We start from the raw sequence: 25,513 nt of genomic DNA on the forward strand, positions 1-25,513 counted from the left end.
TCGCACCGGCGTTTCATTTGACGTGTCCCGTGGATGAAGATTGCGCTCGCGCGCTTCATCCTGTCAGTTCTCCGAAAGGAGGGCAGAGGAGGGCGCGTTTCCTCCAGCGCCTCCGGCGCTATAACCTTTGAAGGAAATGCGATGAGCAAGCGCGAATCCGCTAAGTACAAAATTGATCGCCGTCTTGGCGAAAACATCTGGGGCCGTCCGAAGTCCCCGGTAAACCGTCGTGAATATGGCCCGGGCCAGCACGGCCAGCGCCGCAAGGGCAAGCTGTCGGACTTTGGTGTGCAGCTGCGCGCAAAGCAGAAGCTCAAGGGCTTCTACGGCGACATTTCCGAAAAGCAGTTCCGCAAGACCTATGAAGAAGCCGCTCGCCGCAAGGGCGACACCGGCGAAAACCTGATCGGTCTGCTGGAATCGCGTCTCGACGCAGTCGTATACCGCGCCAAGTTCGTTCCGACGATCTTCGCTGCCCGCCAGTTCATCAACCACGGCCACGTGAATGTGAACGGTCGCCGCGTCAACATCCAGTCCTACCGCCTGAAGGCCGGTGACGTTGTTGAAGTCCGCGAAAAGTCGAAGCAGCTGGTTATCGTTCTCGAAGCTATTCAGCTCGCAGAACGTGATGTTCCGGAATATATCGAAGTCGATCACAACAAGCTGGTTGCGACCTACTCCCGCGTTCCGACCCTTTCGGATGTGCCTTACGCCGTCCAGATGGAACCGAACCTGGTCGTCGAATTCTATTCGCGTTAATCCTGTGCGCGCTCAGGCGCGCCGGATATATGCCGAAATCGAAAAGCCGCGCTGTGCATGCAGCGCGGCTTTTTCCTTTTCAGCAAAAGTGCGACGCAGTTTTGCGTAGGATCGGGCACTTCACGGCAAAGAATTGCGGTTTCCCGGTTTTCCCTGCGCCAGCTTTTCGGTATGAAGCCTGCAACATCCTCAATTTTTCGGGAAGCCCGATGAACGCTTTCGATCCTGATATTGCCGAAGACGCCGACGGCAGCGGCTGTCATCCCCTGTTCCGCGATGTGCCGGCCACGGTGGAATTCAACAAGTTGCGCAAGCGCCTCCTGCGTCTGACGCGACAGGCCATCGAGGATTTCTCGATGGTGAAGCCCGGCGAGCGCTGGATGGTCTGCCTTTCAGGTGGCAAGGATTCCTACGGTCTGCTGGCGCTGCTGCTTGATCTCAAATGGCGCGGCCTGCTGCCGGTGGAACTGCTGGCGGTCAATCTCGATCAGGGTCAGCCGAATTTTCCCAAGCATATTCTGCCGGATTTTCTCAATCGTTACGGGATCGAACACCGGATCGAATATCAGGATACCTATTCCATCGTCACCGACAAGCTGCCGGAAACGAGCACCTATTGCTCGCTCTGCTCGCGCCTGCGTCGTGGCAATCTCTATAGGGTTGCGCGTGAGGAAGGCTGTTCGGCGGTTGTTCTCGGTCATCACCGGGAAGACATTCTCGAAACCTTTTTCATGAACCTGTTCCACGGCGGACGGCTGGCTGCGATGCCGCCGAAGCTGGTCAATGACGAGGGCGACCTGATGGTGTTCCGCCCGCTGGCTTATGCGGCGGAAGACGATCTCGAAAAATTTGCGACTGCGATGCAGTTTCCGATCATTCCATGCGATCTGTGCGGCAGTCAGGACGGGTTGCAGCGCAACGCGATGAAAGCCATGCTGACCGACATCGAAAAGCGCATGCCGGGGCGCAAGGACACGATGATCCGCGCCATGACGAATGTGCGCCCGAGCCATCTGCTGGATCGCAAGCTGTTCGATTTCGCAGGACTGGTGTTGAACGGCGAGGGCGATCATGCGGTTTGATGAAGGGCAGATGGAATGGCTGGCGGATTTGCTGGCCGATGCGGCGCGACAGGAAATCATGCCGCGATTCCGCAGGCTGGATGCTGGCGATATAAGGCAGAAGACCTCAGCCGCCGATCTGGTCACGGAAGCGGATGTGAATGCTGAACGGTACATCACCGCAAGGCTCAAGGAACGCTTTGCCGACGCGGTGATTGTCGGTGAGGAAGCGTGTTCCGACGATCCCGCTTTGCTTGGCGGTCTCGATGATGCGGAGCTTGCCTTCACAATTGACCCCGTCGACGGCACTTTCAACTTTGCCTCCGGCGTTCCGCTTTTTGGCGTGATGCTTGCGGTTGTGTCGAAAGGCGAAACCGTTGCCGGTATCATTCACGATCCTGTCGGTAATGACTGGATCATGGCTTCGAAGGGCGGCGGGAGCTACATTCGCCGCGCCAGCGGCGACTTGAGCCGGGTTAGCGTTGCCGAACCGGCTCCGATCGATCAGATGACCGGCTCGATTTCGTGGCAGTATACGGCGGAGCCGATGCGGTCGCGCCTGGCGCGCAATCATACGAAATTCCTGTCGCAGATTGGCTATCGCTGCGCGGCGCACGAATATCGGATTATCGCAACAGGCGGCGCGCATTTCGCGGTCTATAACAAGTTGATGCCCTGGGATCATCTTCCCGGAGCCTTGATCCATCAGGAAGCGGGCGGCTATCTGGCGCGGTGGGATGGAAGCGCATATCTGCCGTCCCACACCGGCGGCGGGCTTCTGGTGGCGCCGAGCAAGGAGAGCTGGCAATCCATTCAGGCCGCACTTTGGGAAGAATAGCAGGCCATAGCCTCTATTTTGCGTTTTCGGCGCTTGCAGCGGAGTGGATTGGAAGCGCCAACTCCCAACCCATTTCGCTTAGATGAAGAGTATATCCCGCACGTAGCATTGCCAGCCCGTGCGGGTTTTCTTTATCGTCAGCATGATCAGATCACGTGTTCCGCGCGCGGGTTCTGCGCCCGGAACAACCGTCCGCGTTCGGCAATCAGTACGCAGCCCAGAGCCACAAATCCGAGCACGCAATAGCCGGTCGCAACTGGTGTCGTGGTGCCGTCGAAGGACTGGCCGATGACTGCGCCCAATGCCGCGCCTATTACGGTCTGAGCGAAGCCCAGAACGGAGGAGGCCGTCCCGGCAACCTCGCCGAGCGGCTCCATTGCCAGCGCGTTGAAATTGGCGGTCACGAGGCTGAACGAGAACATGATGGTCATGTAGATCGCCATCAGGATCGGAAAGGGAACCGGCCCTTCCATCATGACCGACAGCACCATCCACAAAAGACTGAACCCGGTGAAGACAAGCAGCATCGTCTGGGAAATCCGCCGCATGCCGAAGCGGCCAACCAGGCGCGAGTTCAGGAACGAAGCAAGCGCCAGCGTCATGGCGACGGCGGCAAAAGCGACCGGGAACAACGCGCCGAGCTTGTAAATTTCGACGAAAATCTGCTGTGCGGAATTGATATAGCCGAACAGTGCGCCGAGGATGAACGAGGTGCCGAGCGTGTAGAACAGGGCGACGCGGTTCGACAGAACGATTCCGAAGCCGCCAATCACGCTCTTGATCGTGAGCGGGCGCCGATTGGATACAGGCAGCGTTTCGGGCAGGCGAAGGAAGGCCCAGATGCCGACAATGAGCGCCATCACGGCCATCGACAGAAAAATCAGGTGCCATTCGCCGAAAAGCATGATGAGCTGGCCCGTCGCCGGTGCAACCACAGGCAGGATCATGAATACCATCGTGACAAGCGACATGACTTCGGCCATCTGGCGTCCGGCGAACTTGTCGCGGACGACCGAGACGGCGATCACGCGCGTACCGGCTGCGCCGAGGCCCTGCAATACGCGCAGGACGATAAGCGTCGTAAAATCGGTCACGACCGCCGCTGCAAGGGCTGCCGCGATATAGATGGCCAGTCCGCCGAACAGCGGCAGCCTGCGGCCGAAGCGGTCGCTCAACGGTCCATAGAACAGCTGTGAAACGCCGAAACCGAGCAGATAGGCGGTAATGACGAACTGGACGTGGTTTTCCGACTGAATGCCAAGGCTTGCGCCGATCTGCGGGAGGCCGGGCAGCATGACGTCCACCGCCAGCGCGTTGATGGCCATGATGGCTGCGATAAGCGCGATGAATTCGCCACGCCCATGCATGGAGGTTTTCTGGTCCGGCGAACCGTTCTTGATGTCGAGCGGCATGACTGGCATTCCCTGGCAAGGTGACGCATCGCGTCGGGAGACACGATACGAAAGACAAAATTTTGAAAGCAGAAGCCGACAGATCGAATCCGTCGTTGAGCATCTAGCAAAACGCGAAAGGCGCCGTTGAACGGCGCCTTTGAAAAAGTGAGACTAAAGCCGTATAACCGGCAATTAATCCTCAAGCAGCCTTGGTTGCAATACCTTTATCGGTAAAAAGTGCCTGCAACTCGTTTGACTGGAACATTTCGCGCACGATATCGCAGCCGCCGACGAATTCGCCCTTCACATAAAGCTGGGGGATGGTTGGCCAGCTGGAATATTCCTTGATGCCCTGACGCAGTTCGTCAGAGGACAGGACGTTGACGCCCTTATATTCCACGCCGAGATAGTCGAGGATCTGGACGACCTGACCGGAGAAACCGCACTGCGGGAAACCCGGCGTGCCCTTCATGAAAAGCACGACGTCGTTGGTCTTCACTTCATTGTCGATGAAATCGTTGATGCCGGTCATTTGCGGTCCTTTCAAAATGCCGGCCCAAATTCCGGCACAGGATGGGAGGATATCTCCCATATAGTCGCTTTGAATGCTGGTAACCACCCGGATCGGGTGAAAGCAAGTCAAATGCGCGAGAAATTTGCTTTCGCGGGAGCAACATCTTGCCGCAGCGGACGCTGTTCCCGCGAAAGAACCCGTATTACTCCGGTACGCTCGTCTGCAATGCGAGCGCGTGCAGCACGCCGCCCATATTGCCCTTCAGCGCATCATAGACCATCTGGTGCTGCTGCACGCGGGACTTGCCACGAAAACTTTCCGCGACAACCTCGGCGGCATAATGGTCTCCGTCACCGGCAAGGTCGCGGATCGTCACCTTTGCGTCGGGAATCCCCTCGCGTATCAGCTTTTCGATCTCATGTGCGTCCATAGCCATGCAAAATCTCCTGCCGTTTCCGGCCTTTTCTTATCGTTCTGTCGAATCGTAACGCACCATCGTGGAACGTCAACAACCATCTGTCTAACGCTTAAATCAAAGACAAGCAAACCGCCCGGACAGGCTTTCCATCCGGGCGGCAATTAAAGCATTTCCAGCAAAAGTGCGAAGCGGTTTTGCGTAGGATAATGCGTAAAATAAAGAGTTCAGGCGTGCGGGGCAGGTCAGTTATCGCTGACCGGCTCGCCACTCATGAAGCCGGGGAACCAGCCTTCAAAGGCACCAGCCAGATCGGCGACGCTGACATCGACTAGGCTGCCAATCTTCAGGCGGTCGCCGCCAACCGTGCCGAGCACGCGGAACGGAACGCCTGCGCCTTCGGCATTCAGCGCAACGAGCTTTGCCATTTCCGCCGTGGCCGCGACGACATAGCGCGCCTGATCTTCACCGAAAAGAACGGCATGCGGCAGGCCGTCGCCGGCATCGAGTTCAGCGCCCTTGCCGGACTTGATCGCCATTTCGGCAACCGCAATCGCCAGACCGCCGTCGGAAAGGTCATGGCAGGCCGTAACCTGACCGTTGCGGATGGCGGAGCGGACAAATTCGCCGTTGCGCTTTTCAAGCGCGAGATCGACGAAAGGCGCGGGGCCATCGGCGCGGTCGAACAGATCGCGCAGATAGACCGACTGGCCAAGATGCGTGCCGTCACCGCCAAGCAGGATGAGCGTATCGCCGTCCTGCATGCCGCCGATCTTCGCCATCTGCGACCAGTCGGGGATGAGGCCCACGCCCGCAATGGTCGGGGTCGGCAGAATGGCCTGGCCGTTGGTCTCGTTATAAAGCGAGACATTGCCGGAAACGATCGGGAAATCCAGCGCGCGGCAGGCTTCGCCAATGCCTTCGATGGCCTTGACGAGCTGGCCCATGATTTCCGGCTTTTCAGGGTTGCCGAAGTTCAGATTGTCGGTCGCAGCCAGCGGTTCCGCGCCGGTCGCGGTGATGTTGCGCCAGCATTCGGCAACGGCCTGCTTGCCGCCTTCAAACGGGTCCGCTTCGCAATAGCGCGGCGTCACGTCCGACGAGAAGGCGAGCGCCTTGGTTTCATGGCCTTCGACGCGGATCACACCGGCGTCGCCGCCCGGCACCTGCAAGGAATTGCCCTGAATGAGCGTATCATACTGCTCATAGACCCAGCGGCGCGACGAAAGATCGGGCGAGCCGATCAGCTTGAGCAGGGCAGCGGAATAGTCTTCCACCTGCGGCACATTGCTGGCAGGCAGCGGCGCGTGCTTGCCCGGCTCCATCCACGGACGATCATATTCCGGCGCTTCATCGCCCAGGTCCTTGATCGGCAGATTGGCGACTTCCTCGCCCTGATGGATGACGCGGAAGCGCAGATCGTCGGTCGTCTTGCCGACGATGGCGAAGTCGAGGCCCCATTTGCGGAAAATGGCCTGCGCTTCTGCTTCCTTTTCCGGCTTCAGAACCATGAGCATGCGCTCCTGGCTTTCCGAAAGCATCATTTCATAGGCCGTCATGCTCTCTTCGCGGACCGGAACATGATCGAGGATCAGTTCGATTCCGAGATCGCCTTTGGCGCCCATTTCGACCGCCGAGCAGGTGAGGCCCGCCGCGCCCATGTCCTGAATGGCGATGACCGCGCCGGAAGCCATCAGTTCGAGGCAGGCTTCAAGCAGGCATTTTTCGGTAAATGGATCGCCCACCTGAACGGTCGGGCGCTTTTCCTCGATCGACTCGTCGAATTCAGCCGATGCCATCGTTGCGCCGCCGACGCCATCGCGGCCAGTCTTCGCGCCGAGATAAACGACCGGCAGGCCGACGCCCTTGGCTTCCGACAGGAAGATGCCGTCATGCTTGGCCAGACCGGCAGCAAAGGCATTGACGAGGATGTTGCCGTTATAACGCTTGTCGAAATTCACCTCGCCGCCAACGGTTGGCACGCCAAAAGCATTGCCATAGCCGCCGACGCCGGAAACGACGCCCGAGACGAGGTGACGGGTTTTGGGATGGTCCGGTTCGCCGAAGCGCAGCGCATTCATGGCTGCTACAGGGCGCGCGCCCATGGTGAAGACGTCGCGCAGGATGCCGCCAACGCCGGTCGCCGCACCCTGATAGGGCTCGATATAGGAGGGGTGGTTGTGGCTTTCCATCTTGAAGACGACGCAATCGCCATCGCCAATATCCACCACGCCCGCATTTTCGCCGGGGCCCTGAATAACGCGCGGCCCGGTTGTCGGAAGCGTGCGCAGCCATTTCTTGGAGGACTTGTAGGAGCAATGCTCGTTCCACATGGCCGAGAAAATCCCCAGCTCCGTGAAGGTGGGTTCGCGCCCGATCAGTTCAAGAATGCGCTGATACTCGTCCGGCTTAAGACCATGCGCTTCGATCAATTCCGGCGTGATGTCTCGCGTATTGGAAATAGTCATGGAAATGGGGAACCCCGTCACAGGCTGCGGCACCCGAAAACCCTCTGCCGAAGGCTGGATACCTAAGGTTTCAAGGCGCCTCTTTAACCTATGTTTTCACGAAGTGCGACAGGAAAATACCGCTTTCCCGGCCTCAATCGCATATCAGTAACGATAAAACGGAGTAAAGCCTGTCAGACGCTTCCCTCATATCCGGCCTGTTCGTTTTCAAGCAGGCGACGCAGCGTCAGAAAACCATTTTCGACCACCTCGCGATCGGCAGGCGAGGAGAAGGCAACGCGGACCCGGTGATAAATCTGGTCTACGCGTCCGGCCTTGAACTCGTCCTCATCATCAATCAGGATTCCGCTTTCATAGGCTGCGGCCTTGAAGGTTCCCGAAAGCCACGGTTCGGGCAGGCTCATCCACAGAAACGGGATCGTGGGCCGGGAGACAAAATCGAACCCGCTGAAAATTTTGCGGGCTATTTCCTCGCGCGCGATGGTTTCTTCACGGCATTTGGCGTGAATAGCATCGGCCTCGCCGGACAATACAAGCTGTGCGCCGGTTTCAGCGAGCAGGAATGCTGCGCCGCCCGTAACCATCTTGTGCGTCACCTTCACCCGCTGCGCGCAATGCGCAGGGCAGGCGACCCATCCGCTGCGTATGCCTGCGGCCACGGCCTTGGACAGGCCGGAAACGACGAATGTGCGTTCCGGCGCAAGGCTTGCCAGGGGCGGCATCGGGCTCTGGCACATAACGCCGTAAATATCGTCCTCAATCAGCCAGACATTGTAACGCCGGGCAATGTCGGCAATGGCGCGACGCCGTTCTTCCGGCATGACGGACAAAGTCGGATTGTGCAAGGTCGGCATCAGGAAGGCGAGGGTCGGGTGCTGCTGGCGGCAGGCGCGTTCGAATTCTTCCGGGATCAGGCCATATTCATCCAGCCCCGCCTGAATGGTGCGCCGCCCGAGCAGGCGTACCGAGCGGCTGATCTGGGCATAGGTCAGATTTTCGAAAAGGATGCGATCGCCGGGATTCGTGAAGGCCGTGATAATGGCAATGCTTGCCGCCTGCGCGCCATTGGTGACGACAATGTTGTCGAGGTCCGGCTGCCAACCCGCTCGCGAAAGCCATTTTTGCCCGGCTTCCAGCCAGTGCTGCGGAAAGTAGCGCGAATAGCTTGCTATATCCTGCGGAAAATCCCGGTGAACATCCGCATTGATACTGGCCAGAATTTCGTGCTGGCCGACATCCGGCGCCGCCGTGGTGTCGAAGCGAATTTTCCCCGCGGGAACATCGGCAGGCTTTGTCCCGGCAATGCCAGAGGCGGACAGCGCATTGTCTGCCGGTTCTTCGCCCAGAACATAGGTTCCCCGGCCAACTTCGCCGGTGACAAGGCCGCGCTCGTGGGCGAGGGCGTAGGCGCGCCCGATTGTGCCGATTGTCACCTTCAGGTCGAAGGCCAGATTGCGTTGCGGCGGCAGCTTCGTGCCCGCAGGCAATCCGCCATTTCCGATTGCCTCTTCGATGGCGTCGGCAAGTTGCAGGTAAAAAGGGCCGGACTTGCCGGAAAGATCTGGAAGCCAATTTGTCATGGTGACAACTTATAAATTGTACCTATTGCCAAGTCAATTATAGAGTCAATTCGTCGCTATTTAGAGCGTATCCCGAAAAGCGTGAAACGGTTTCAGGCGCACAAACGCCTGGCTATCTGCTTTCCAGCTCCCAACTGGCAAAGAATGGACCGAGACAATGTTCTACTTCAGACCGCAGACCGAGACAATAGATACAATTCTTCCCATGCCCGTGGCTGATACGGCCGCGGATCTGCCGAAAGGATTGCAGGTGCATCTGGCAACAGCCGCACAGCCGCGAGGCGGATATCTACGGTGGGTCTTGAATTGGCTGTCTTATCGCATGATGCTGCGGCGCAGCCGGATCGCCCTGGGTGAACTGACCGATGATCAGTTGCGCGACATCGGCCTCCAGCGTTGTGAAGCAGAGCGCGAGGCGCGCAAGGTGTGCTTTCATCTACGTTGAAATCTGTCGCGGAAAGCCAATTCCGGCGTTTCCGCGACGTATCTTGTGATTACTGGCAGCCGCTCTGGCCCGACGCCCAGCGGTTGACATCGGCGGCGATGCGTCCGCCGTGGCTTTCTCCCATCATGGGGCCGAAGGTCTCGACGCGAGCCGGATTTCCCTGCGCCTGCACGACAAGTAGCGGACGCGATGCCGGGTTGCGGGCTGGCACGACGAGAATGCGCGGACGTCCGGTAAAGGAGTTCAGTTCCGGCGCAAGCGTATAACCACGGAAATCCTTGTCCTTGGATTTGAACCAGCAGCTATTTGCTGCCAGCGCGATGCGCTCCATGGTTGGAAGCGCCGCCTTTTTGACATCGACGGCAGTGGGCGCCGTGGGTTTGCTGGAGGTGCAGGCCGCAAGCATTGCAATGGCCGGGAGGGCCAGAAGAGCGAAAGTCTTGGTCTTCAAGGAGGGGCTCCGATAGTGCGTGCCTTCAAAGAGGCACGCATGAGATGTGGGCGGGGGTAAATATGTCAGGCGAGTTGCGGCATGAAGGCCTTCAGTCCGTCGCTCATCTCGTTCCAGATGCGCTCGAAAGCCGGATGCTGTTTCGCCTTGGCTTCATATGCATCGAATTTCGGGAATTCGTCCAGCAAATCCGCTTTGCCGGAAAGCTTCTTCAACGGTTCCATGAGAAAACGCACCGGCAAGAGCCAGCAGTCGGCAAGGGTCGGCTCGTCTCCGGCGGCGAAAGCCTTGTCCGAGAGGCGGCTTTCAACCACTTTCAGCCCCGTATGCATCTTGTCGAACAGGCGCTCGATGCTTGCGCTGTCACGCTCCGGCTTGCTCAACAGGATGAACAGTTTCATTGCGGGGCCTAGAACTTCAAGCTCCGTCACGCGCGCCAGGAGCCGGATCAGGGCGCGTTCGCGCGGGGTGCCGGGCAAAACCGGCGTTTCGGGAAAATGATCTTCGAGATATTCGGCGATGACCGCGGCTTCGAACAGCGTTTCCCCGGAACTGGTGATCAGCACCGGAATGCGGCGCAGCGGCGTGATATTGGCGAAATCGGCCGGAAACGGGTAGGGCAGGTTCATCGGCTTGAACGGCAGGTCCTTGAGATAGAGAACGCCGCGCACGAAAGATGAGTAGGGGGAGAGAGGCCTGGAATATAGCTGCATGATTGAAGATCCCCTGATTCTTTATCGCTAAAATCTGTGAGGCATTTCCAGCAAAAATGTGGACGATTTGTGCCGGGAAAACGCACGAAACAAGTATGAAGGCGACCCCGACGGTGTGTCCTTTGTCAAAGGCCTCCTGAAGCCAAGCTGCCACGAAACACGGTGCTTTGCCAGTGCAGTTTTGAGGCGCAGCAGGCGCAACAAAAAAGGCGGCTCGATGGGAGCCGCCTTTTCCGTTCATATGTCAGCCAGCTTACGCCGCGACGCCGAGTGCGCCCGCAAAAAGCGCCCGGCCATCAATGCCGCCATGGGCCGCTTCGATCAGGTTTTCCGGGTGCGGCATCATGCCGAGCACATTGCCGCGTGCATTGACGATGCCTGCAATATCGTTGACCGATCCGTTCGGATTGGTGCCTTCGGCATAGCGGAACACGACCTGGCCTTCGCCTTCGATGCGCTTCAGCGTTTCGGCATCGGCGAAATAATTGCCGTCATGATGTGCAACCGGGCAGCGGATGATCTGGCCCGGCTGGTAGCCGCGCGTGAACGACGTGTTGGCGTTGGTCACTTCGAGCTTCACTTCGCGGCAGACGAATTTCAGCGAGGCGTTGCGCATCAGCGCGCCCGGCAGAAGTCCAGCTTCGACGAGGATCTGGAAGCCGTTGCAGACGCCCATGACCATGACGCCCTTATCGGCCTTCTCGCGGACGGCCTGCATGACAGGCATCCGGGCTGCAATGGCGCCGCAACGCAGATAGTCGCCATAGGAGAAGCCACCGGGAATGAGGATCAGGTCCACATCGTCGGGAATGCTGGTGTCAGTCTGCCAGACGGTCACCGGAGCCTGTCCGGTGATCTTGGTCAGCGCCGCGATCATGTCGCGATCGCGATTGAGACCGGGAAGGAGAATGACTGCGGATTTCATGGCGACTGCTTCCTTATTGGGCTCAGGCGATGGCGATAGAATAATCTTCAATCACGGTGTTGGCGAGCAGCTTCTCGCACATGGCTTTCAGGTCTGCTTCGGCCTTGGCCTTGTCCGAGCCTTCCAGTTCCAGATCGAACACCTTGCCCTGACGTGCGGAGCTGACGCCGTCGAAACCGAGGCTGCCGAGCGCGCCGACGATTGCCTTGCCCTGCGGGTCGAGAACGCCGTTTTTCAGTGTAACGGTGACGCGTGCCTTGATCACTCTGTAGTTCCTGCAATTTTAGAACGAATGAAACAGCCCGGAAGGGTTGTTTTGGCATGATCTGGTCCGAAAAACCGTGTCGACCTTTCGGGATCATGCCCTTCCGGGCTGGGCGGATATTATTTCACGAGCGTTGGGCCGGATGGGCGCGGCGTGTCGTTCTCGTTCATGATGCCGAGACGGCGCGCAACTTCCTGATAGGCCTCGACCAGCCCGCCCATATCGCGGCGGAAACGGTCCTTGTCGAGCTTGTCATTGGTGGTGATATCCCAAAGACGAGCTGAATCCGGCGAAATTTCGTCGGCGACGACGATGCGCATCATGTCGCCTTCCCACAGGCGACCGCATTCCATCTTGAAGTCGACAAGCTGGATGCCGATGCCGAGGAACAGGCCGGTGAGGAAGTCGTTGACGCGAATGGCGAGCGCCATGATGTCATCGATTTCCGGCGGGCTTGCCCAGCCGAAAGCCGTGATATGCTCTTCGGTGACCATCGGGTCATCGAGCGCGTCGGCCTTGTAATAGAACTCGATGATCGAGCGCGGCAGGATGGTGCCTTCTTCCAGGCCAAGGCGCTTGGCCAGCGAACCGGCGGCCACATTGCGCACAACCACTTCAAGCGGAATGATTTCCACTTCCTTGATCAGCTGCTCACGCATGTTGAGGCGGCGGATGAAGTGCGTCGGAATGCCGATGCGGTTGAGCTGGGTGAAGATATGTTCGGAAATGCGGTTGTTCAGCACGCCTTTTCCGTCGATGACTTCATGCTTCTTTGCATTGAAGGCAGTTGCATCATCTTTGAAGAATTGGACTAACGTACCGGGTTCAGGGCCTTCGTAAAGAATCTTGGCCTTGCCCTCGTAAATACGGCGGCGACGGTTCATGGCTTTTCTCGGATTTCCATATTTATGGTGATCGGCTCTCAGCCGCTATTCTCGCGGGCTACCTATAGCAATTGTGGGCTTTTAACAATCCTGCTTTGTGCCCGTTCCCCCGTTTTCGGCGTTTCTGACGCAAGTTTACGTATGAGTCGCAAGAAAGTAGTCTTTAAGCCCTTGTATAATCTTGCGCCCCTTGCCAGCTTTAGGCAAGAGAACGGATGACGATCTCTTCTAACTTGTAAGTCTGGGAGCTTTAGGAATGACCACTGGCATGGATGATCGCCGCGACGCTTTTGAAAAGAAATTCGCGCTTGATGCGGAACTGCGCTTCAAGGCGGAGGCACGCCGCAATAAGCTTCTGGGACTCTGGGCCGCAGACCAGCTTGGCAAGAAGGATGCGGAGGCGGAAGCCTATGCCAAGGAAGTCGTTGCCGCCGACTTCGAGGAAGCCGGTGACGAGGATGTTTTCCGCAAGATCCGCGCCGACTTCGATGCTGCCAATGTCAGCGTAGCCGATGAAGCAATCCGCGAGAAGATGTTCGCTTTCCTTGAGGAAGCCATTCGTCAGGTGAAGCAGGATTGATGAATAATTCAGGGCGGATGTGCCGGTGGCATTTCCGCCCTGAGCTTATGAAATGAAGGAAATTCGAATGTCGTTGTCGTCGCGCCTTCGCGCCGGGGAAACAGTGCTTTCCGCATGGTCCTCCCTTCCTGAACCCCTGACGGTCGAAATTCTCGCCCATAGCGCTTTCGACGCCGTAACGCTCGACATGCAGCATGGCGGCCACGATGAGGCGAGCGTGCTTCGCTCGCTGGGCCTTATCCTGAATGCGGGCAAGCCGCCCGTCGTGCGCATTCCCGTCGGCCGTTTCGACATGGCAAGCCGCGCGCTGGATTTCGGCGCGCAGGCGGTCATCGCCCCGATGATCAATTCGGTCGAGGATGCGCGCCGGTTTGCAGCCGCCATGAAATATCCGCCGGTGGGCGAGCGTTCATGGGGCGTGTTCCGGGCCAATGCGGATTACGGCACGCCGGGTTCCAACGATTATCTGACGACCGCAAATCACGACACACTTGCTTTCGCGATGATCGAAACGCGAGACGCCTATGATGCGCTGGATGCCATTCTGGACGTGCGCGGCATCGATGGCGTTTTCGTAGGACCGGCGGATTTCTCCATCGCCTGGAGCAATGGACGCGAGGCCAATCCACATTCGGATGCGATTGTGGAGCCGATCGGCAATATTGCGCGCAAGGCAATTGCGGCTGGCAAGTTTGCAGGCATCTATTCGCCGACTGCGGAATTTGCGCGCCGCTACATTCCGCTTGGCTTCCGCTTCCTGACGCTCAGCAATGATGGCGGCTATATCCGCCTCGCAGCCGAAACGCTGACAAAAGCGGTTCGCGATTAAGTTCGTCGTAATAGACAAGAAGGAAAAGGCGGGCTTCTGACCCGCCTTTTTTATGCAATTTGCACAAAGATCAGTGGTGCTTGGGCGGCTGTAGCTGCGTCATGAACTCGGCGAATACCATTGAGCCTTCCGGCCATGGGCCATGACCGGATTCCGAATTGATATGTCCGGATTCGCCAGCATCGATCAGCATCGCGCCCCAATCCTTCACGACATCTTCTGCGGCTTCGAAGCTGGAGAAGGGATCGTTGCGGCTGACAACGGTGATCGTCGGGAACGGCAGGGGGTCACGCGGGTAGGGACCGAACGTCATCAGGTGTTTGGGCCTGATCTTGTCGTTGGAAACATCCGGCGGCGCAACAAAAAACGCGCCCGCAATCTTGTGCTGGATATGCGGCAGCGCATGAACGGCAGTGGCGACACCCAGCGAATGCGCAACCAGAACAATCGGCCTGGTGGCGGCATTGGCGGCCTTTACCACTTCACCGATCCAGTCTTCACGAACTGGCTTGGTCCATTCGGCCTGCTGTACGCGCCGCGCCGTCGAGAGTTTACTCTCCCAGCGGGTCTGCCAGTGATCGGGACCGGAATTGGTATAGCCGGGGATGATGAGGATATCTGCGTCTTTGACTTTCATGGCTCCCCATTTAGAGAGGCTTTGTGACTTCTTCAAGCGGCGCGTATCGCGTGCAACGCATAGAAGGCATGTGAATGATGAACAGCCTGTTCGCTGATCGCGATCTTGTGAAACACGCTCCAAATGGTGATGTTTAGGGCGCATCCCGAAAAGTGTGAAACGGTTTTCGGAACAAGATGCGCGCCAACAGTTAGAGTGCAGACCTGATCCCAACCAGATCGAAATGCACTCCGGCCAAGATTTGAAACGCGACGGAGTTAATGGCATGGCAATCAGCAGACGTAAGGTCCTCGGCGCTGCCGGGACTGCTGTCATGGCCCACATTCTTCCTGTTCGCGCAGAAATGCCGTCGAAGGAGGGCGACATGACACAGCAACTGAGAGCAACGGCAGTCGAAACCGAACGCCCGGTCGCTCCGCTTCCTTTCGCAATGACCACGCCAATGCGTGTGGCGCGCGTCGGCCTCAAGGCGCGCGATGCCGAAACGCTGGCTGAATATTATCGCGACGTCGTCGGCTTACGAGAAATGACCCGCCGCGGCGCATCGATTGTACTTGGTGCGGGCGACCGCGAACTGATGGAAATTGAGCAGTTTTCAGCCGCCAAGCCGGATGATCCGCGCAGCGCCGGTCTTTATCACACCGCGTTTTTGCTACCCACGCGAGGAGACCTTGCGCGCTGGTCGCGCCGCGCCATCGATAAGCAACTGCCGGTCAGCGGCGCGTCGGATCACAAGGTGAGCGAAGCCATCTATCTGACCGACCCCGAAGGCAACGGCATCGAAATCTATACCGACCGTCCGCACGACCAATGGCAATGGAATGGCGATCGCGTGGCCATGAGCACCGATCCGCTTGATGTCGGCAATTTGCTGGATGTCATCAAGCAGGAAGGCGGAGAATGGACCTTTGCCCCGCAAAATACGGTCGTGGGCCATGTGCATCTGCGCGTTGGCAATGCGCAGGAGGCCGAAACCTTCTGGCACAATGAACTCGGCCTCGAAACCGTTCAGACCTATGGCGACCGGGCGGTTTTCATGTCCACCGGGCGCTATCACCACCATATTGCAGCCAATGCCTGGCAGAGTGCCGGTGCGGGAAAACGCGATATGGATCGCACTGGCCTTGCGTGGGTCGAGCTGGAGGATACGCGCGGCGGCGACAACAGCACATTCGTCGATCCGTGGGGCAATGTGGTCAATACGATCAAGACCAAAGCATAAAAGCTACGCCATTATGGATAATAAAAAGCCCCATGTTTTCAAAAACATGGGGCTTTTTTCGGATTCAATTTATGAGGCCCTCAAAGGGCGCGGTCCAGATTTTGGTTATGGCGTGGCCAAAATGGTGGGTTTCGAGAACCGGAGCGGAGCGTACTCCCAAGCATAGCCCCGAAAAGTTGTAGACTTTTCGGATAAGGCTATGCGTCAGAGAAAACGACGTGAGCACCGGAAGCTTCGCATAATCTCGAAAAGTTGCAGACTTTTCGGATCAGATTATGCGACTGCAAAACTCAAGACGCCATTTCCAGCCCGCCAGAGCCGAAATCTTCTTAACCGAAGACGCGTTTGAAAATCGTATCCACATGCTTGGTGTGGTAGCCGAGATCGAATTTTTCGCGGATCTGTTCTTCGGAAAGCGCTGCACGCACTTCCGTGTCGGCCAGCAGTTCTTCGAGGAAGTCGGCGCCCTGTTCCCAGACCTTCATGGCGTTGCGCTGCACGAGACGATAAGCGTCTTCACGCGAAACGCCTGCCTGCGTCAGCGCCAGAAGCACGCGCTGCGAATGCACAAGACCACGGAACTTGTTCATGTTTTTCAGCATGTTGTCCGGGTAGATGACCAGCTTTTCGATCACGCCAGCAAGACGGTTGAGCGCGAAGTCGAGCGTGATGGTGGTGTCCGGGCCAATGGCGCGTTCGACGCTCGAATGGGAGATATCGCGTTCGTGCCAGAGGGCCACGTTTTCCATGGCAGGCGTTACCGACATGCGCACCAGACGGGCAAGGCCGGTCAGGTTTTCGGTCAGGACCGGATTGCGCTTGTGCGGCATGGCGGACGAACCCTTCTGGCCCGGCGAGAAGAATTCTTCTGCTTCCAGAACTTCCGTGCGCTGCATGTGGCGGATTTCGATGGCGATGTTTTCCATCGAGGAGGCGATGACGCCGAGCGTTGCGAAGAACATGGCGTGGCGGTCGCGCGGGATGACCTGTGTCGAGACAGGTTCGGCCTCAAGGCCAAGCTTGGCGCAGACATATTCTTCCACACGCGGGTCGATATTGGCGAAAGTGCCGACAGCGCCGGAAATAGCGCCGGTTGCGATTTCCGCGCGGGCCGCAACGAGGCGAGCGCGGCCACGCGCCATTTCGGCATAGAAACGCGCAAAGGTAAGGCCCATCGTCGTGGGTTCCGCATGGATGCCATGGCTGCGGCCAATGCGCACCGTGTCCTTATGCTCGAAGGCGCGCTTCTTCAGGGCTTCCAGCACGCGGTCCATGTCGGCGAGCAGCAGATCGGCAGCGCGTACGAGCTGGACGTTGAGCGTGGTGTCGAGCACATCCGATGAGGTCATGCCCTGATGCACGAAACGGCTGTCCGGGCCGATGAATTCGGCCAGATGCGTCAGGAAGGCGATGACGTCATGCTTGGTGACAGCTTCGATCTCATCGATGCGGGCGACGTCGAATTTCGCCACGCTGCCCTTTTCCCAGATGGTCTTTGCCGCATCCTTTGGAATGACGCCCAGTTGCGCCAGCGCCTCGCAGGCATAGGCTTCGATCTCGAACCAGATGCGAAATTTCGTTTCTGGCGACCAGATGGCGACCATTTCAGGCCGGGAATAGCGCGGGATCATGGGCGTATCCTGTAGACGTGTGAGTTTAACGGTTGCGCGCAGCTTCGGCTGCGGCACGAATGGCATCGATATTGGCGCGGTAGCTCTCGACCGAATTGCCCTTGTAGACAGCCGAACCGGCCACAAGAATGTTGGCGCCAGCGGCAACGACCGAGCCTGCGGTTTCAGGCGTGATACCGCCATCGACTTCAATGTCGATAGGGCGGTCGCCGACCATTTCGCGGACGCGCTTGATCTTGTCGAGCATCGGGGCAATGAATTTCTGGCCGCCAAAGCCGGGATTGACCGTCATGACGAGGACGAGATCGACATCTTCGATGACGTTGGTCAGTGCTTCGGCAGGCGTTGCGGGGTTCAAAGCCAGACCGGCCTTCTTGCCGAGGGCGCGGATCGATTGCAGCGAGCGGTGCGTGTGCGGACCGGCTTCCGCATGAATTGTGATGAGATCGCAACCGGCATCGGCAAACGGCGCCAGATAGGGATCGCAAGGCGCAATCATCAGATGCGCATCGAAGAATGCCTTGGTGCGCGGACGGATCGCCTTCACCACTTGCGGGCCGAAAGTGATGTTCGGCACAAAATGCCCGTCCATGACGTCGATATGCACCCAGTCGGCACCGGCTTCCAGCACGGCGTCGACTTCTTCACCAAGGCGGGCGAAATCGGCGGAAAGGATGGACGGGGCGATGGCGATGGGGCGCATATGTGATCTCCGTAACTTTGGCCAGCCCCTAGCACATGAGGGGCGAGAATCCTATCCCCAGCGCTTGTGGAACCACATCCACTGGCCGGGATATTCGCGCACCCATGTTTCCACGGTATCGTTCAGAAGCTGCGCGGTTGCGGCTACATCGATCTCGCCCTTGTCGTCGCGCGGCAATTCCATGCGCTCGTAGAGTTCGAGGCGATAACGCCCGCCGGGAAGGCGGATGCAGCGCGCCGGATAGACGTCGCAATCATATTGCCGCGCAAGCTTGGCCAATAGCGGATTGGTCTTCACCGGACGATTGAAGAAAGTGGAAGGCACGCCGCGACGGAACTTCTGGTCCACCAGCATGCCGACATTGCCGCCTTCATCGAGAATATGCGCAAGCGACCATGCCGCACCGGCTTTCGACGGCACCAGATGGCCCATATTGGTGCGGCGCGCCTTCAGCACCTTGTCGGCGATATAGGGATTGTTCGGCGGACGAAAGAGGGCCGTGACATTGAGGCCAAAGGTGGCGGCACAGATCGGCAGAAGCTCGAAATTGCCGGTATGGGCGGTAAAGAAGATATGCGGCTTCTTCTCGTCGCGCAGGCGCTCGAAAATCGGAATGCCTTCCACTTCGACCAGCCCCGGCGTGGTTGCATGGGGATCGAAATCGAAGACCGCATCGAGGAAGATATATTCCGCGAAGAGGCGCGCCATCGAATCCCACATTTCGCGGGCGATATCCTCGATTTCAGCGTCGCTTTTCTCTGGATAGGCCTGACGCAGATTATCGGCCGCCACCTTGTGGCGCGGCGTCAGCGGCCCGACCAGACGGGCCACCTTTGCCGAAAAGCTGATCGCTGCCTTCGCCGGGAACAGGCGCAGCAGGCCAAGCAGCAGAAATACGGCCTGTGCCCAGAGCCAGTAGTTGAACTGCTTCAGCTTGCGGGTCCAGCGGAAGAGCAAAAGTTTCAGCTTGAACATCATGGAATTGCGGCTCAGTCGATCTCAAGAATGATCTTGCCGAAGACGTCGCGGCCTTCCATGCGCTTCAGCGCCGTGTCGATATCGTTGAAGCCGACCACAGTGTCGATGACCGGATGCACGATGCCGCGCGCCATTTTCTGCATGGCGTCGGCCATGTTTTCCATGCGGCAGCCGAAGGAGCCGAAAATCTTGAGCTGCTGCTGGAAGAGCTGCATCAGGTTCATGTTGGTGGAAACGCCGGAGGTCGAGCCGCAGGTGACGAGACGCGCGCCGCGCTTCATGCACAGCATCGAACCCGCCCAGGTGTCCGCGCCCACATGCTCGAACACCACATCCACGCCCTTTTTCTTGGTGAGCTTGCGCACCACACCTTCAAAGCGGTCTTCGCGGTAATTGATGACGTGATCGGCACCGAGCGCCTTGGCTTTCTCGATCTTGTCGTCGGAGCCGACAGTGGTGATGACCGTGCAGCCCATCTTCTTGGCAAGCTGGATCGCCGCCGTGCCGATGCCGGAGCCGCCAGCCTGAACGAGCACGGTTTCGCCGGGCTCAAGCTTGGCATTGTCGAACAGCATATGCTCGACCGTGCCGAAGGTGACAGGCGCGACAGCAGCGCCGATGGCGTCCACGCCGGGAGGGGCGGGAACGAGCAGGCGGGCAGGCAGGTTCACCGCTTCGCAGGCAAAGCCGTCGAGATGGAAACCATGCACGCCGCCGACATGCTCGCACAGATTGTCACGGCCTTCGCGGCAGGCGCGGCAAAGGCCGCAGGTGCGCGCACCATAGATCGAAACAAGCTGGCCGGGCAGGAGGTTGGAAACGCCGGGGCCGACAGCATCGACGATACCGGAGGCTTCCGCACCGATGACGAGCGGCATCTTGCGCTTGGCAAATGCCATGCCGCGCCAGCCCCACACGTCGATGTGGTTGAGCGCGACGGCCTTGATCCGCACGGTCACCTCGCCGATGCCGGGGGCGGGCGGCGGTGTGATATCGGTGATTTCAAGGCGGCGGTCATCGAGAAGCTGCAAGGCGCGCATGAAGTAATCCTTTTCAAGACATAATCCCGGAAACGGCGAACCGTCCGGGATCATGGGAAAATTCGTATTTGCCGGACCGATTAATTCGGATTTGCCGCCAAAACAAGGCTCGTATTCTGTCCGCCGAAACCAAACGAGTTGGAAAGCACGGCAGAAACCTCCGCCTGACGCTTCACATTCGGCACGACATCAAGCGGAATAGCGGGGTCCGGATTGTCGTAATTGATGGTTGGCGGCAGCGTGCCGGTCTGGATCGTCAGAAGCGAGAAGACGGCTTCGATGGCGCCCGCTGCGGTCAGCGTATGGCCGATCATCGACTTGTTGGAGGAAACCGGAATGGAGGCCAGCTTGTCGCCGAATACGGACGAAAGCGCCAGATATTCCATCTTGTCGTTTTCCGGCGTCGAGGTGCCGTGGGCATTGATGTAGGAAATCTGGTCTTCGGTGAGACCGGCATCCGCAAGGGCGGCGCGCACCGTGCCGATGGCGGGTGACGCATCCGGCTTGGAGCGGGTGCGGTGGAAATCATCGGCCTTTTCGCCGCAACCGGCCAGAATGCCCAGAACCTTGGCGCCACGCGCAACCGCGCTTTCCAGCGATTCCATTACCAGAGCGCCAGAACCCTCCGACATGGCAAAGCCGTCGCGATCCTTGGAGAAGGGCTTGGAAGCCTTTTCCGGCTTGTCGTTCTGGGTGGAAAGGGCCGACAGCAGCGAGAAGCGGATCAGCGCTTCGGCAGAGACGGAACCGTCGGTTCCGATAGAGAGAACCCGGTCGCTTTCGCCGCGACGGATGGCTTCCACGCCGAGCTGGATCGCGGTTGCGCCCGAGGCACACGCCGTCGACAGCGTGATCGGCAGGCCGCGCGTGCCGAAAGCTTCCGACAGGCGTTCGGCGATATAGCCAAACTGGGTGGTGTTGAAGAGCTCGTCCTGACGCGCGCGACGGCAGGCTTCCAGCAGAAGCTGATAGCTTGCCGGGCCTTCATTCTTCACGGTTGCATCAAGCGCAAAGCGGCTTTTCCAATCGAGTTCGACCGGGGGAGCTGCCAGAAACAGCGGGCCGCCGAAATCGGTCGATGAAAGGCCGGACTGGGCGAGGGCTTCCTCACCGGCGAGTCGGGCCAGCGCTTCGGAAAGCGCCGATGCGCCCACATCGCTTTCAGGCAGGAAATCCACCGTGCCGGAAAAGCGCGTATTGAGATTGTCGGTCGGAAAGCGGGTGATGGTGTGAATGCCCGATTTCCCGCTGGTCAATGCAGCCCAGTTGTCTTCCTTGCCCTGACCGAGCGAGGAAACCACGCCAGCGCCGGTGATGGCGACAATGGGACGGCCGAGATGGTCTGTATATTTCGTCATCTTACACTCTCACCAGCTTTGCTGCGCCTTCGGCACGCGTGGCGCCGACGATGGTGACAATTGCTTCGCTGATTGGGCCACTGGCGTCCTTTTCGGAAGCATCCAGCGGCGCGAAAGCCTCGCCCTTCCAGACGGAAATGGCTGCAAGCGCCAGCGCCAGCGGGAACTGCGCCTCGCGCATGTGGCCGGTCAAGCCGGAAATGCCGCGATAGGCTGCCGACAGGGCGTCCAGTGCGGTTTTCTCCGCGCCGGTCGCTTCATGCGCGCCGGAAGCGCCGGAAACAACATAGGACGGTTCCTTGCCGTCATTGGCAGCAAGCACAAGTTCGCGGATCGTGTTGGCAAGGTCGGCATTGTCGCGGCGGATCTGCGCGCTTTCAATCCCGGCCACTTCCGCATAGGCGCGGGCGCCACGCTTTGCGGCATGATCGGCGCTTTCCAGAACGAGGAACACGCCGCCGGAACCGGAAACCATGCCGCCGCCTGCCGAACCGTCGCGGCTCCACAGCGGAGCCCAGCCGTCATGCTTGAGCAGGCCGCCAAGCTCATGGCCGAGAATCATGTCGAAATGTTCGGCATTGTAGGAGCCGCCAACCAGTGCATGGGTGCTCTGGCCGGTGCGGATGCGTGCGGCTGCGGTCTCGATGGCCGAAAGGCCGGAACCTTCTTCGCCCATGAAGGTGCGCGAGGAACCCGTAACCTTGTGCACGATGGAAATATTGCCTGCGAGCAGGTTGGAAAGCTGCGCCAGAAACAGGGTCGGGCGCAGTTCGGTCGAGAGTTTCTCGTTCAGCATGACGCCGCGATCATTGCGGGTGCGGCCTTCATCCAGAATCTGCATGTCGACGGTAATATCGCGCTCGCCGCCACCGGCTCCGACGACCATATCCATGGTCGCGCAGAGCGCCTCGTCATCCTTCATGCCCGCATCCTGAAGCGCCAGCCCGGCAGCGTAAGTGCCGAGGCGCTGCCAGGTTTCCATCTGGCGCTGGTCGCCGCGCTTTGGAATTTGCAGGCTCCAGTCCACTTCGCCGAGCGGATGAACCGTATAGGGCGCAAAGGCTTGCTTTTCGAGACGCGGTTCACTGCCAGCCTTCGAGAAAGCGTTCCAATGCACGTCTATCCCTTCGCCGAGCGAAGAAAGAATGCCGATGCCTGTGATGACGACTTTATTGTTCTGCATGAGTTGCGTTCTGCCCGTGCTGCTGAAACTGCTCCAGAAACGGAATCAGGGCGAACATTTCTGCCCACCCTTGAATACCGTCATATTATGCTCTGGCTCAGGCCTTCTTGGCTGCAACCAGCTCGTCGATTTTTGCGCAGAGGTTCTTGAGAACGAAATATTCCTCGGTAGGAACCTTGCCTTCGTTCACTTCCTGGGTCCACTGCTCAAGCGGAATCTTGATGCCGAAAGCCTTGTCGATAGCGAAGACGATGTCGAGGAAGTCGAGGCTGTCGATGCCCAGATCGTCGATGGTGTGGCTATCAGGCGTGATGGTGTCACGGTCGATTTCACTGGTTTCGGCGATGATGTCGGCGACTTTGTCAAAAGTAGAGGACAAGTTTCGATTCCTTTATTCATGGCGGTGCCAGAGATGGCACGCATCTGACTGTTTGCGCGTGTCTAGCGTTTTTCCGGTGATAGGGAAAGTCATATTACTTTCACAAGCACCGGGCTTTCGAATGCGCATATAAGGCGCGCAACATGCGAAGCGCAACATAAAGGCAAACTCTTGTTTTGGAAATATTCTCAAAGCCCGGTTGTTGCGATGCCGTCAGGGTTCGCTTCGGACCCGCCTGATAAAGTACCATAGACCTACGGCAGCGCAAGCGATCATGATGATCGCAAGCGCATATTGCACCGGGCCATTCCCGGATACAATCGCCGCGAGGCCCGATGCGACGCTGCCCATTGTGCCCAGGGCTTCCGGATGCATCAAGGCAGATGTGAAGGCCGTATCGCCCTGACGGGCTTTCGGTGCGACCTCGCTCATGACGGCGACCGGGCGAGGAACCGGTGATTTGTCGGCGAGCGCCAGCGCGCGCGAGCGTACCCGCTCGACACGGGCGAGCCAGCCTTTTCCGAAGGTCGATGCCGTCGACAGGCCTTTCAGCCAGGTTGCGCGGGCGTCGCACAGGGCATTGATGATATCGCCGGCGGGCCGCATGTTCGCAGCCGCAACCGTCTTTGCGCCAATCACGCCATCCTCCGGTACGCCCAGAACGCCTTGCAGCATCTTTGCCGCGCGTCCGGGACCTGAATTGACGGCAAAGTCGAACACTGCGTAGTCGAGGCCGGAAGGCAGGCTGTCGCCGTCGATCTTGTTCCAGAATTGTGCCTGATAGATTTTCGTGGCGGTCGCCTCTGTCAGGTTCTTTACGTCTTCAGGCGATACGCGATGCCCCTCCCACGCAGACAGGGTTGCGATGGTGATGCCCATATTGGTTGCGCCGCCGGGGTCGGCGGGGTTGTCGACATAGCCGCCTTCTTCACTAAAAACATAAGGCATGACTTTCTGGAAATTCGACTTCATCTGAAAAGCCTCTAAATTAGTCTTTAGCCATAATAATCAATAGTTTGAGTGTCATCATAACATCAGTTTGCAGCGGGAAAACAGCCCGAAATGCATCGGTTATTCTGTTCGATCAAGTTTTGTTCAAAATCATTATTTGATCATCTCGCATCTTGCGCCTCGCGCATGGATGCGGATTCATGGGCATCTCAACGCTGCATCATTTACAGGCGGGCAAACGTGAATTCGGAAATCTTTGGATATGCACCGGACGGGCAGGCGGTTCACCGGCTCACTATCTCCAACGGCCCGCTGACGGCCAAGATCATAAGCTGGGGCGCGGCCATTCAGGATTTGCGCATGGAAGGCCACGCAGCCCCGCTTGTGATCGGTTATCGCGACTTTGCCGATTATCCGGCGCATTCGCCGCATCTTGGGGCGATTGCAGGCCGTTCGGCCAACCGCATCCGCAATGCCCGGTTTGAACTGGACGGAACGACCTATGAGGTGGAGCCGAATTTTCAGGATCGCCATAACCTGCATGGCGGCAGCAAGGGATTGGGCAATCGCGTCTGGACAATAACCGCGACAGGCCCGGATTTCGTGACGCTTGCGACGGTGGCCACGGATGGCGAAATGGGCTTTCCCGGCAATCTGAATGTAAGCTGCACCTACATGCTCAATGAGGAGGGAGCGCTGATCGTGCGGCTGGAGGCTGTGACCGACAAGCCGACTGTCTGCAACCTGCTGCATCACAGCTACTTCAATCTCGATGACGGCGGCGAGGGCGATATTCTTGATCACCAGCTTAAAATCGAGGCAGATGCCTATATGCCGGTCGACGAGGCTCTCATTCCGGACGGACGCGTTCTGCCGGTCAAAGGGACGCCATATGATTTCAGGGAGTTTCGCCCGATTCGCTTCGAGGAGAACGGCCATCAGGTCCAATATGACAGCAATTTCTGCCTCGCGGCGGCGCGGGGGCCATTGCGTCCATGTGCGTCGGTGAAGGGCGCGCGTTCCGGCATTCGCCTCGATATTTCAACGACAGAGCCGGGCGTTCAGTTCTATGCGGGCAATACGATGGCCAATGATTGCATAGGCCTCACGGGCAAACCCTACGGAAAACATGCAGGATTCTGCCTGGAGCCGCAGATATGGCCCGGATCGCTGGAATATCCGTATTTCCCGCAGGCAATATTGCGTCCGGGCGAGATTTACGCCCAGACCAGCCATTTCAGCTTCTCACGCGACACGCTTTAAGTTTTTGTTTTCACGCATGTCTTTATCCCCAAGCCGGGTCCCACTTT

At 58.5% G+C, this 25,513-nt stretch carries 27 protein-coding genes; 8 read left to right on the forward strand and 19 right to left on the reverse strand.

Annotated features, from left to right (window positions below):
• The first annotated feature begins 141 nt into the window (after positions 1-141).
• From rpsD to AC0TNJ_RS03095, 3 genes are all read left to right on the forward strand, one after another.
• Entirely contained in the window at positions 142-759 is a 618-nt protein-coding gene (rpsD, locus tag AC0TNJ_RS03085; protein ID WP_122000129.1) for a 30S ribosomal protein S4, read from the forward strand.
• A 209-nt stretch (positions 760-968) separates the two neighbouring features.
• On the forward strand, positions 969-1,841 hold the full coding sequence (ttcA, locus tag AC0TNJ_RS03090) for a tRNA 2-thiocytidine(32) synthetase TtcA (RefSeq protein ID WP_473770193.1): 873 nt from the start codon (positions 969-971) through the stop codon (positions 1,839-1,841).
• Positions 1,831-2,658, forward strand: coding sequence for an inositol monophosphatase family protein (locus AC0TNJ_RS03095; protein ID WP_473770194.1), 828 nt, complete (start codon positions 1,831-1,833; stop codon positions 2,656-2,658). Before ttcA ends, AC0TNJ_RS03095 begins: the two co-directional genes overlap by 11 nt.
• A gap of 146 nt (positions 2,659-2,804) precedes the next feature.
• Here the strand turns inward: AC0TNJ_RS03095 and AC0TNJ_RS03100 are convergent, their stop codons facing one another.
• The 5 genes from AC0TNJ_RS03100 to AC0TNJ_RS03120 all read right to left on the reverse strand — a co-directional run bounded on the left by AC0TNJ_RS03100 (position 2,805) and on the right by AC0TNJ_RS03120 (position 9,029).
• On the reverse strand, positions 2,805-4,070 hold the full coding sequence (locus AC0TNJ_RS03100) for a multidrug effflux MFS transporter (RefSeq protein ID WP_122000131.1): 1,266 nt from the start codon (positions 4,068-4,070) through the stop codon (positions 2,805-2,807).
• A gap of 181 nt (positions 4,071-4,251) precedes the next feature.
• Positions 4,252-4,584, reverse strand: coding sequence for a Grx4 family monothiol glutaredoxin (gene grxD / locus AC0TNJ_RS03105; RefSeq protein WP_112587901.1), 333 nt, complete (start codon positions 4,582-4,584; stop codon positions 4,252-4,254).
• 184 nt (positions 4,585-4,768) lie between these two features.
• Positions 4,769-5,002 carry a BolA/IbaG family iron-sulfur metabolism protein gene (locus tag AC0TNJ_RS03110; protein WP_006466620.1) on the reverse strand — a complete coding sequence of 78 codons (234 nt, stop codon included), beginning with the start codon at positions 5,000-5,002 and terminating at the stop codon, positions 4,769-4,771.
• 224 nt (positions 5,003-5,226) lie between these two features.
• A complete protein-coding gene (purL, locus tag AC0TNJ_RS03115) occupies positions 5,227-7,449 on the reverse strand; it encodes a phosphoribosylformylglycinamidine synthase subunit PurL (protein WP_473767588.1) in 2,223 nt (740 codons plus the stop codon).
• Positions 7,450-7,622: 173 nt separating this feature from the next.
• Entirely contained in the window at positions 7,623-9,029 is a 1,407-nt protein-coding gene (locus AC0TNJ_RS03120; RefSeq protein WP_473770195.1) for an aminotransferase-like domain-containing protein, read from the reverse strand.
• Between the two features lie 157 nt (positions 9,030-9,186).
• Between AC0TNJ_RS03120 and AC0TNJ_RS03125 the strand changes: the two genes are divergently transcribed.
• Complete coding sequence (locus AC0TNJ_RS03125; RefSeq protein WP_473770196.1) at positions 9,187-9,474, forward strand: DUF1127 domain-containing protein; 288 nt, start codon at positions 9,187-9,189, stop codon at positions 9,472-9,474.
• A 49-nt stretch (positions 9,475-9,523) separates the two neighbouring features.
• Here AC0TNJ_RS03125 and AC0TNJ_RS03130 read toward each other — a convergent pair whose 3' ends face one another.
• The 5 genes from AC0TNJ_RS03130 to purC all read right to left on the reverse strand — a co-directional run bounded on the left by AC0TNJ_RS03130 (position 9,524) and on the right by purC (position 12,712).
• Positions 9,524-9,925: a hypothetical protein gene (locus tag AC0TNJ_RS03130; protein WP_473767585.1), complete on the reverse strand. Its 402-nt coding sequence runs from the start codon at positions 9,923-9,925 to the stop codon at positions 9,524-9,526.
• A gap of 65 nt (positions 9,926-9,990) precedes the next feature.
• A complete protein-coding gene (locus AC0TNJ_RS03135; RefSeq protein WP_122000136.1) occupies positions 9,991-10,638 on the reverse strand; it encodes a glutathione S-transferase family protein in 648 nt (215 codons plus the stop codon).
• A gap of 253 nt (positions 10,639-10,891) precedes the next feature.
• Entirely contained in the window at positions 10,892-11,563 is a 672-nt protein-coding gene (gene purQ / locus AC0TNJ_RS03140; RefSeq protein ID WP_122000137.1) for a phosphoribosylformylglycinamidine synthase subunit PurQ, read from the reverse strand.
• Positions 11,564-11,585: 22 nt separating this feature from the next.
• On the reverse strand, positions 11,586-11,828 hold the full coding sequence (gene purS / locus AC0TNJ_RS03145) for a phosphoribosylformylglycinamidine synthase subunit PurS (protein WP_008935658.1): 243 nt from the start codon (positions 11,826-11,828) through the stop codon (positions 11,586-11,588).
• A gap of 119 nt (positions 11,829-11,947) precedes the next feature.
• Entirely contained in the window at positions 11,948-12,712 is a 765-nt protein-coding gene (gene purC / locus AC0TNJ_RS03150; RefSeq protein ID WP_122000138.1) for a phosphoribosylaminoimidazolesuccinocarboxamide synthase, read from the reverse strand.
• Positions 12,713-12,968: 256 nt separating this feature from the next.
• Here purC and AC0TNJ_RS03155 point away from each other — a divergent pair, with 256 nt between their 5' ends.
• Together AC0TNJ_RS03155 and AC0TNJ_RS03160 are read left to right on the forward strand one after the other, a co-directional pair.
• A complete protein-coding gene (locus AC0TNJ_RS03155; RefSeq protein ID WP_121982563.1) occupies positions 12,969-13,292 on the forward strand; it encodes a DUF1476 domain-containing protein in 324 nt (107 codons plus the stop codon).
• Between the two features lie 61 nt (positions 13,293-13,353).
• Positions 13,354-14,121 (forward strand): HpcH/HpaI aldolase family protein, encoded by a 768-nt coding sequence (locus AC0TNJ_RS03160; protein WP_473767672.1) that lies wholly within the window; start codon positions 13,354-13,356, stop codon positions 14,119-14,121.
• Between the two features lie 70 nt (positions 14,122-14,191).
• On the opposite strand, the gene AC0TNJ_RS03165 is transcribed toward AC0TNJ_RS03160, so the two are convergent.
• Entirely contained in the window at positions 14,192-14,758 is a 567-nt protein-coding gene (locus AC0TNJ_RS03165) for an alpha/beta hydrolase (RefSeq protein WP_473767582.1), read from the reverse strand.
• A 265-nt stretch (positions 14,759-15,023) separates the two neighbouring features.
• On the opposite strand from AC0TNJ_RS03165, the gene AC0TNJ_RS03170 reads away from it, so the two are divergent.
• On the forward strand, positions 15,024-15,980 hold the full coding sequence (locus tag AC0TNJ_RS03170) for a VOC family protein (protein ID WP_473770197.1): 957 nt from the start codon (positions 15,024-15,026) through the stop codon (positions 15,978-15,980).
• A gap of 329 nt (positions 15,981-16,309) precedes the next feature.
• Here AC0TNJ_RS03170 and purB read toward each other — a convergent pair whose 3' ends face one another.
• From purB to AC0TNJ_RS03210, 8 genes are all read right to left on the reverse strand, one after another.
• On the reverse strand, positions 16,310-17,611 hold the full coding sequence (gene purB / locus AC0TNJ_RS03175; protein ID WP_121982565.1) for an adenylosuccinate lyase: 1,302 nt from the start codon (positions 17,609-17,611) through the stop codon (positions 16,310-16,312).
• Positions 17,612-17,636: 25 nt separating this feature from the next.
• The gene (gene rpe / locus AC0TNJ_RS03180) at positions 17,637-18,314 is read right to left on the reverse strand and encodes a ribulose-phosphate 3-epimerase (protein WP_112587914.1); all 678 of its coding nucleotides are present in this window, start codon (positions 18,312-18,314) and stop codon (positions 17,637-17,639) included.
• 51 nt (positions 18,315-18,365) lie between these two features.
• On the reverse strand, positions 18,366-19,292 hold the full coding sequence (locus tag AC0TNJ_RS03185; RefSeq protein WP_473770198.1) for a lipid A biosynthesis lauroyl acyltransferase: 927 nt from the start codon (positions 19,290-19,292) through the stop codon (positions 18,366-18,368).
• Between the two features lie 11 nt (positions 19,293-19,303).
• Entirely contained in the window at positions 19,304-20,332 is a 1,029-nt protein-coding gene (locus AC0TNJ_RS03190) for a zinc-binding dehydrogenase (protein ID WP_122000248.1), read from the reverse strand.
• A gap of 80 nt (positions 20,333-20,412) precedes the next feature.
• The gene (locus tag AC0TNJ_RS03195; RefSeq protein ID WP_122000144.1) at positions 20,413-21,690 is read right to left on the reverse strand and encodes a beta-ketoacyl-ACP synthase; all 1,278 of its coding nucleotides are present in this window, start codon (positions 21,688-21,690) and stop codon (positions 20,413-20,415) included.
• 1 nt (position 21,691) lies between these two features.
• On the reverse strand, positions 21,692-22,873 hold the full coding sequence (locus AC0TNJ_RS03200; protein ID WP_473770199.1) for a beta-ketoacyl-ACP synthase: 1,182 nt from the start codon (positions 22,871-22,873) through the stop codon (positions 21,692-21,694).
• A 97-nt stretch (positions 22,874-22,970) separates the two neighbouring features.
• The gene (locus AC0TNJ_RS03205) at positions 22,971-23,252 is read right to left on the reverse strand and encodes an acyl carrier protein (RefSeq protein ID WP_121982570.1); all 282 of its coding nucleotides are present in this window, start codon (positions 23,250-23,252) and stop codon (positions 22,971-22,973) included.
• 213 nt (positions 23,253-23,465) lie between these two features.
• Positions 23,466-24,224 (reverse strand): glycoside hydrolase family 108 protein, encoded by a 759-nt coding sequence (locus AC0TNJ_RS03210; protein WP_473770200.1) that lies wholly within the window; start codon positions 24,222-24,224, stop codon positions 23,466-23,468.
• Between the two features lie 219 nt (positions 24,225-24,443).
• Here AC0TNJ_RS03210 and AC0TNJ_RS03215 point away from each other — a divergent pair, with 219 nt between their 5' ends.
• Positions 24,444-25,466, forward strand: coding sequence for an aldose epimerase family protein (locus tag AC0TNJ_RS03215; protein ID WP_473770201.1), 1,023 nt, complete (start codon positions 24,444-24,446; stop codon positions 25,464-25,466).
• Positions 25,467-25,513: the final 47 nt, after the last annotated feature.

It is taken from the genome of Ochrobactrum sp. PL_is483 (assembly GCF_055816855.1).

Excerpts from the sequence above, each read along its gene's own strand:
- AC0TNJ_RS03155 (WP_121982563.1), top strand. The coding sequence starts at position 12,969 with ATGACCACTGGCATGGATGATCGCCGCGACGCTTTTGAAAAGAAATTC.
- purC (WP_122000138.1), bottom strand. The coding sequence starts at position 12,712 with ATGAACCGTCGCCGCCGTATTTACGAGGGCAAGGCCAAGATTCTTTAC.
- AC0TNJ_RS03190 (WP_122000248.1), bottom strand. The coding sequence starts at position 20,332 with ATGCGCGCCTTGCAGCTTCTCGATGACCGCCGCCTTGAAATCACCGAT.
- grxD (WP_112587901.1), bottom strand. The coding sequence starts at position 4,584 with ATGACCGGCATCAACGATTTCATCGACAATGAAGTGAAGACCAACGAC.
- AC0TNJ_RS03170 (WP_473770197.1), top strand. The coding sequence starts at position 15,024 with ATGGCAATCAGCAGACGTAAGGTCCTCGGCGCTGCCGGGACTGCTGTC.
- AC0TNJ_RS03125 (WP_473770196.1), top strand. The coding sequence starts at position 9,187 with ATGTTCTACTTCAGACCGCAGACCGAGACAATAGATACAATTCTTCCC.
- AC0TNJ_RS03165 (WP_473767582.1), bottom strand. The coding sequence starts at position 14,758 with ATGAAAGTCAAAGACGCAGATATCCTCATCATCCCCGGCTATACCAAT.
- AC0TNJ_RS03195 (WP_122000144.1), bottom strand. The coding sequence starts at position 21,690 with ATGACGAAATATACAGACCATCTCGGCCGTCCCATTGTCGCCATCACC.
- ttcA (WP_473770193.1), top strand. The coding sequence starts at position 969 with ATGAACGCTTTCGATCCTGATATTGCCGAAGACGCCGACGGCAGCGGC.
- AC0TNJ_RS03185 (WP_473770198.1), bottom strand. The coding sequence starts at position 19,292 with ATGATGTTCAAGCTGAAACTTTTGCTCTTCCGCTGGACCCGCAAGCTG.
- rpe (WP_112587914.1), bottom strand. The coding sequence starts at position 18,314 with ATGCGCCCCATCGCCATCGCCCCGTCCATCCTTTCCGCCGATTTCGCC.
- AC0TNJ_RS03100 (WP_122000131.1), bottom strand. The coding sequence starts at position 4,070 with ATGCCGCTCGACATCAAGAACGGTTCGCCGGACCAGAAAACCTCCATG.
- AC0TNJ_RS03200 (WP_473770199.1), bottom strand. The coding sequence starts at position 22,873 with ATGCAGAACAATAAAGTCGTCATCACAGGCATCGGCATTCTTTCTTCG.
- purB (WP_121982565.1), bottom strand. The coding sequence starts at position 17,611 with ATGATCCCGCGCTATTCCCGGCCTGAAATGGTCGCCATCTGGTCGCCA.
- AC0TNJ_RS03095 (WP_473770194.1), top strand. The coding sequence starts at position 1,831 with ATGCGGTTTGATGAAGGGCAGATGGAATGGCTGGCGGATTTGCTGGCC.
- AC0TNJ_RS03120 (WP_473770195.1), bottom strand. The coding sequence starts at position 9,029 with ATGACAAATTGGCTTCCAGATCTTTCCGGCAAGTCCGGCCCTTTTTAC.
- AC0TNJ_RS03135 (WP_122000136.1), bottom strand. The coding sequence starts at position 10,638 with ATGCAGCTATATTCCAGGCCTCTCTCCCCCTACTCATCTTTCGTGCGC.
- AC0TNJ_RS03210 (WP_473770200.1), bottom strand. The coding sequence starts at position 24,224 with ATGAAGTCGAATTTCCAGAAAGTCATGCCTTATGTTTTTAGTGAAGAA.
- purL (WP_473767588.1), bottom strand. The coding sequence starts at position 7,449 with ATGACTATTTCCAATACGCGAGACATCACGCCGGAATTGATCGAAGCG.
- rpsD (WP_122000129.1), top strand. The coding sequence starts at position 142 with ATGAGCAAGCGCGAATCCGCTAAGTACAAAATTGATCGCCGTCTTGGC.
- AC0TNJ_RS03110 (WP_006466620.1), bottom strand. The coding sequence starts at position 5,002 with ATGGCTATGGACGCACATGAGATCGAAAAGCTGATACGCGAGGGGATT.
- purQ (WP_122000137.1), bottom strand. The coding sequence starts at position 11,563 with ATGAAATCCGCAGTCATTCTCCTTCCCGGTCTCAATCGCGATCGCGAC.